The following is a 6,287-nucleotide window of genomic DNA, read 5'->3' as shown; positions in this document are numbered from 1 at the left end:
ACAACGCGGCGGCGATGTCGGTCGGCGAGCTGGCGGGCAAGCTGAAGCGCGTGGTCGAGGGCGAGTTCGGCCATGTGCGGGTGCGCGGCGAGATCTCCGGCTATAAGCGCGTCGCGTCGGGCCATGCGTATCTGGCGCTCAAGGACGAGAGCGCGGTTATCGACGGGGTGATCTGGAAGGGGCAGGCGTCGGGCCTGGCCTTCCAGCCGCAGGACGGCGTCGAGGTGATCGCGACCGGCAAGCTCACCACCTATCCGGGGCGGTCCAAGTACCAGATCGTCATCGAGCGGATGGAACTGGCGGGGGCGGGCGCGCTGATGGCGCTGCTCGACAAGTTGCGCCTGAAGCTGGCGGGCGAGGGGTTGTTCGACCGCGCGGCGAAGAAGCCTCTACCCTATCTTCCGCGCGTGATCGGGGTGGTGACGTCGCCGACGGGGGCGGTGATCCGCGACATCCTTCATCGGCTGGAGGATCGTTGCCCGACCCACGTGGTCGTCTGGCCGGTCAAGGTGCAAGGCGAGGGCTCGGCGGCCGAGATCGCGGCGGCGGTGCGCGGGTTCGATGCGTTGCCTGGGACGTCGAACCCGCTTGGCGGGCCGGCCGGGCCGGGGCACGGAGCGGGCTCCGTGCCCCGGCCCGACCTCCTGATCGTCGCGCGCGGCGGCGGGTCGGTTGAGGACCTATGGTCGTTCAACGAGGAGGTGGTCGTGCGCGCGGTGGCGGAATGCCGCATCCCCGTCATCTCCGCGGTCGGGCACGAGACCGACACGACCTTGTGCGACCACGCCGCCGACTTGCGCGCGCCGACCCCGACCGCCGCGGCCGAGATCGCGGTTCCGGTGCTCGCCGACCTCAGGCTGACGATCGCCGCCCATGGGGGGCGGACCGAGCGGTGCGCCCGGCGATATGTCGATCGCGGTCGCGAGCGGCTGGAGGCGCTGGTGCGCGTCGTGCCCCGGCGCGACGCGCTGCTCGGGCCGCAGCGGCAGCGCGCGGACGATCTGGGTCTTCGGCTCGACCGGGGGCTGGAGCGTCGTGTGGCGTTGGCGCGCGGCGTGCTCGACAAGGCGGGTGGGGCGCTGCGGCCGGCGGCGTTGCGACGCCAGCTCGACGGGGCGCGGTCGCGGCTGGACGCGACGTGGCGGCTGGTCGGGTCGCTGAACCCGCACCGGGTGCTGGAGCGCGGCTATGCCCGCGTCACCGGGCGGGGCGGCGAGACGCTGTCGAACGTCGCCGCGGCGCGCGCGGCGGGGGCGGTGACGCTCCATTTCCAGGACGGCGACCTGGAGGCGCAGGTCGGCGGGCGGCTTGAGCGGGGAAGCGGGCGACCCTATCCTACGGTCAAGCCCGAACAGCCGACGCTGTTCTGACCCGGTGGAACGCTTCCCATGCTGATGTCCAATACCGACCGACCCGCCCGGCTCCATTACATGGCCAACGGCTTTCGCGTGCTGGCGCCCGGCGACCACGTGCTGTGCGCGGCGTCGGGCGCGCGAATCGGGTTGAACGACCTGCGGTATTGGAGCGTGGCGGGGCAGCGCGCGTTCGCCACCGCCGCGCTCGCCAGCGAGGCGCTCCGTCCACGATGAGGATGGCGCTGGCGGTAGTGCTTGCCGCGTCCACCCCGCCGGTGGTCGCGCAAGCGCCGGGCGAAGGGTTTCGGTTCACGGGCGTGCCGACGCAGGGCGGGCTGTTGGCGGCCGAAGCGCCACCGGGATCGGTGTCCGTCGAACTGCGCGTGCCCGGTGCGGCAGCCGCGCCGGTGATGCTCGCCAACGGGCGGTTCGTGGTCGGGTTCGACCGCGACGCGGGTCCCGTCGCCGAGCTGGTCGCGACCATGTCCGACGGCCGGGAGGTTCGCCGGGTCCTGAGCGTCGCGCCGCGCGCCTGGCCGACCCAGCGGGTCGACGCGCCGCTCCGCGCGGGCCGCACCACCGCCGAGTTCGACGCGCTGCGTCCGGGCGAACTCGCGCGCATCGCCGCTGCCCGCGCCGTCGAGACGGGCGCGTCCGGCTGGCGCGAGCGGATGCGCTGGCCCGCGACCGGACGGCTGTCGGGCGCGTTCGGGGCGCAGCGCATCTATCGGGGCGTCCCCGGATCGTTCCATTCGGGCGCCGACGTGGCGTTGCCGACCGGAGCGCCCGTGGTCGCGCCCGCAGGCGGCGTGGTGGTGCTCGCCGCCGATCCGGCGCGGCCGTTCACCCTGGAGGGCGTCCTCCTGATCGTCGATCACGGCGGCGGCCTGTCGAGCGCGTTCCTGCACCTGTCGCGGATCGACGTGGCGCTCGGCGAGCGGGTGACGGCGGGCCAGCGCATCGGCGCGGTCGGCGCGACGGGGCGGGCGACCGGACCGCACCTCCATTGGGGCCTGCGCTGGCGTAACGCGCGGCTCGACCCGCTGCTGGTCGCGGGGGCGATGGTGCCGCAGAACTAAGGCCGGGCGTTTAGCGCAACCCGAACTTAACCGATGCGGCGGCCCTTCACGCCTCGCCGTCCGTTGACGTTAATGAAATAAGAACCGAGCGTAGCCTTGCGGATGCGAACTGCCGATCCCGATCGGGGAGGCGAGGCGAGCGCGTCCGTAGTCTGCCAACGGGCGCCATCCTTCAGCATCAACTCGTACTTGCCGAAGCCGAGCGGGAGAACGCGGGCAATCGTAGTGTCGATTTCTGTAAATTCCGGCTCACCATCACTACGGCCGAATAAGCCGACGCGGGGCAGGGTGAACCCGAACAGCGAGCGTTTGGTCTGCCGCACCCCCTCGCGGTCGAGCATGGTCACCTGCCCGGTCGAGACCGCATCCTGCAGCTGTGCGGCCGCTGCGTCGAAGCAGGCCAGGCGGGCGGTCGGTTCGGTGATCAACCGGCACCGGGCGAGTGTGCGCATGGGGCCGGTCGCGGCGTCCTGCGCCGAAAGCGGAGCGGTGGGAACGAGTAATGCCGCGAGAAGGAGCGGACGGATAATGAGCGACAAGCTGGGTCTCCGATTGACCGTCGTCGAGCTTAGTCTCTCCAGCCAACACCGCAAACCCTGCGGGTGTGACCCAAAGACTACAGTTCCATGAAATCGCGCTTGTTTTGCCTCGTTGTGATTGTGCCGCGGCCGATCGGCTGCTTAATCCTCAATCCAAGCGCGGTAAATTTGCCACGTATTTGACGAGTAGGCCGGGTCCCTGAACCAGGGACGGTCGCGAAAAGGGATGTTAACATGAACCAGGTGCTTCGTGGGCGCAGGCTTGCCTCCGGTCTCCTTGCCGGGATTTCGATTTTCGCGGCGGTGCCCGCGATTGCGCAGGTCAGCGCTTCCTCCGGCGGCGAGGCCCAAGCGGGTCAGCAACCGGGCGAGACCGGCGCGACGGAGACGCAGGCTCCCGGCGCCGAGCAGGCACCGGGTGAGGAAATCGTCGTCACTGGGTCTTTGATCACCAACCCAAACCTTCGCACCTCCAGCCCGGTCAACGTCACCACCGCCGACGAGATCGCGCTACGTCAAACGAATCGAGCCGACGAGATCTTGCGTCAGTTGCCGGGTGTCGCTGCCAGCATCGGCGCGTCGACCAATAACGGCAACGAAGGCGCATCGTTCGTCGACCTTCGCGGCCTTGGTCAGAACCGTAACATAGTGCTGATTGACGGGGCGCGGATTGCGCCCGCTAATTTAGATGGCAGTGTCGATCTGAACAACATCCCGCTCGCCGTGCTCGATCGTATCGACGTACTGACCGGCGGTGCCAGCACTACCTACGGCGCGGATGCGGTATCGGGCGTGGTGAATTTCATCACCAAGCGCGATTTCGCCGGCGTGGACCTGTCGGTGAGCGAGCAGATCACCGAGCGCGGCGACGGCAACATCTTCCGCACGGACCTCACGATCGGCGCGAACTTCGACGATGGTCGCGGCAACGCGGTGCTCAGTCTCGGTTACCAGGAGGCCGATCCGGTCTTCTTCGCGGGTGAGCGTCCGGGCTCCGCCCTGACGATCGACTCGTTCGACGGCAGCGGCAGCGGCGCGTCGGGCACCGCCGTTCCGTCGCGCTTCTCGGTCGCCGGTGTCGGCAATCGCAACATCAATCCGGCGACTGGTCAGCTCGTGCCCGTATTCGCAAGCTTCAACTTCAATCCGTTCAACATCTTTCAGACGCCGTTCGAGCGGTTCAACATGTTCAGCTCGGCGCATTACGAAGTGTCGGACAGCGTCGAGGTCTACAGCCGCGGGCTGTTCTCTCAGAACACGGTTCAGACTATCATCGCGCCGTCGGGCGCATTCGCCAGCCCGCTGTTCATTCCGGTCAGCAATCCCTTCCTGCCGGCCGGCGCGCGCGCGACCTTCTGCACCAACAACGACTCCAACCCTAATGTCGCCGGTATCCAGACGTTGACCGGGGCGCAGTGCGACGCGGCCGCCGCCACGACGAACCCGAACGACCCGAACTATCGAGAGTTCTCGACGAACGTCGCGCGTCGGCTGGTTGAAGCCGGTGGCCGGGTCAGCAACTACGAAACGCAGGTGTTCGACTTCCGGGTAGGCGCGCGCGGCGCCCTGACCGAGAGTCTCCGCTACGATGTTTATGGCGCATATGGCCGCAGCACCAACACGCAGACGATCCTGAACTATGCTTCGATCCCCAAGCTGCAGCAGGCGCTCCGCGCGACCAACGCGACCACCTGTCAGGATCCGTCGGGTTCCTGCGTTCCCGTGAACCTGTTCGGCGAAGCGGGATCGATCACGTCGGACGCCGTCAACTTCCTTCTCACGCCGGCAACGTCTGGTAATCGTACGACGCTGGCGCAGGTCCGCGGCGTGCTGAACGCCGATCTCATGACCATCGGCTCGGCCAACGCTCCGGTAGCCATCGCGGCCGGCTCCGAGTATCGGAAATACACCGCCGAGGTCTTCGCCGACCAGCTTGCGCAGGATCCCGGCGCGCTCGGCGGCGCGGGCGGCGCGACCGTTCCCGTCCGGGGTGGCTATGACGTGTACGAGGGTTTCGCCGAGGTTATCGCGCCATTGGTGGCCGACCTTCCGTTCCTGCAGAGCCTGACGCTGGAAGCGGGTGTGCGCTACTCCAGCTACAGCGTCGATGCGCCGGGCAACCCGACATTCGACGCCTGGACGTACAAGGGCGGGGCCACCTGGGAGGTGACCAACGGCCTGCGTTTCCGCGGTAACTATCAGCGCGCGGTCCGTGCGCCGAATGTCGGCGAGCTGTTCACGCCTGATGCGGTCGGCTTGACCAATCTGCGCAACGACCCTTGCCAGGGTCAAGCGCCGGTCAACAACGCCAACCTGCGCGCCGTCTGCATCGCGCAGGGCGCGCCCGCTACCCAGATCGGCGCAATCGATCCGCCATCGGCCGGCCAGATCAACGGCACATTCACCTACGACTCCAACAATCGGCCCGAGAAGGCGGATACCTACACGCTGGGTGTGGTATTCCAGCCCGACTTCATCCGGAACTTCTCGGTGTCGTTGGACTATTACAACATCAAAATCCGTGACGCTTTGTCGACCCCGGCGCCCGGCGATATCCTCGGTGCGTGCTTCAACAATCTGACTGCGGCCAGCGCGGCGAGCGTAGCGTGCACGCAGATTCGTCGGGACCCCGCGACCGGCGGTCTCGATGGCGACGCGAGCACGACCCCGGGCATTCCGCAGCCGCTGACCAACAGCGGACGTATCGCGACGGACGGTTTCGACCTGATCGCAAACTTCAGCACGGACGTGACCGAGAATGTGCGATTGGCGCTCGCCTTCAACGGCAATTACACGCTCAACAACAAGTTCCGGGCGACACCGGGCGGGTTGAACCGCGAGTGCGTGGGCTTCTACAGCGTCAATTGCTCGTTGACGGGTTCGATCCTGCCGGAATTCACATTTAACCAGCGCACGACGGTATCGTTCGACGATGTCGACGTGTCGCTTCTCTGGCGCCATCTCTCCAGCGTCGAGCAGGAGCCTGCCGACGTCAATTCCAGCTTCGGTGGCCCTGCCTTCGCCGACTTCCGCAAGATCGACGCGTTTAACTATTTCGACCTGACGGTTCGATACGGCGTGAACGACAATTTCGACCTGACTCTGAGCGCGATCAACTTGACCGACAAGGACCCGCCGACCGTTGGCAGCAACATCGGCGTAACCTCGTTCAATAGCGGCAATACCTTCCCGTCAACCTACGACGCGATCGGTCGTCGTTTCGCGGTGGGAGCCCGCGTCCGGTTCTGACCGGATTACCGCCTTAATGGAGAAAGGGGCGGTGGCTTTGGCCAACGCCCCTTTTCTTTTGCGCA

General features: G+C 67.2%; 5 protein-coding genes. 4 read left to right on the top strand and 1 reads right to left on the bottom strand.

Features of this window, described 5'->3' with window-relative positions:
• From xseA to ACFE71_RS07010, 3 genes are all read left to right on the top strand, one after another.
• On the top strand, window positions 1-1,370 hold a 1,370-nt coding region (gene xseA / locus ACFE71_RS07020; RefSeq protein WP_375428094.1), incomplete at its 5' end, for an exodeoxyribonuclease VII large subunit.
• A gap of 18 nt (window positions 1,371-1,388) precedes the next feature.
• On the top strand, window positions 1,389-1,589 hold the full coding sequence (locus tag ACFE71_RS07015; RefSeq protein WP_375428093.1) for a DUF2093 domain-containing protein: 201 nt from the start codon (window positions 1,389-1,391) through the stop codon (window positions 1,587-1,589).
• Window positions 1,586-2,434, top strand: coding sequence for a M23 family metallopeptidase (locus ACFE71_RS07010; RefSeq protein ID WP_375428092.1), 849 nt, complete (start codon window positions 1,586-1,588; stop codon window positions 2,432-2,434). The genes ACFE71_RS07015 and ACFE71_RS07010 overlap by 4 nt, the downstream gene beginning before the upstream one ends.
• 26 nt (window positions 2,435-2,460) lie before the next feature.
• Here ACFE71_RS07010 and ACFE71_RS07005 read toward each other — a convergent pair whose 3' ends face one another.
• Window positions 2,461-2,886 (bottom strand): hypothetical protein, encoded by a 426-nt coding sequence (locus tag ACFE71_RS07005; protein WP_375428091.1) that lies wholly within the window; start codon window positions 2,884-2,886, stop codon window positions 2,461-2,463.
• A gap of 321 nt (window positions 2,887-3,207) precedes the next feature.
• Here ACFE71_RS07005 and ACFE71_RS07000 point away from each other — a divergent pair, with 321 nt between their 5' ends.
• Window positions 3,208-6,222, top strand: a complete 3,015-nt coding sequence (locus ACFE71_RS07000) for a TonB-dependent receptor domain-containing protein (protein ID WP_375428090.1) — start codon at window positions 3,208-3,210, stop codon at window positions 6,220-6,222.
• Window positions 6,223-6,287: the final 65 nt, after the last annotated feature.

The sequence above is a fragment of the uncultured Sphingomonas sp. genome (assembly GCF_964237155.1).
GTDB lineage: Bacteria > Pseudomonadota > Alphaproteobacteria > Sphingomonadales > Sphingomonadaceae > Sphingomonas.
The sequence above is the reverse complement of the archived record's forward strand: the minus strand, read 5'-3'. Positions and strand labels throughout refer to the sequence as shown.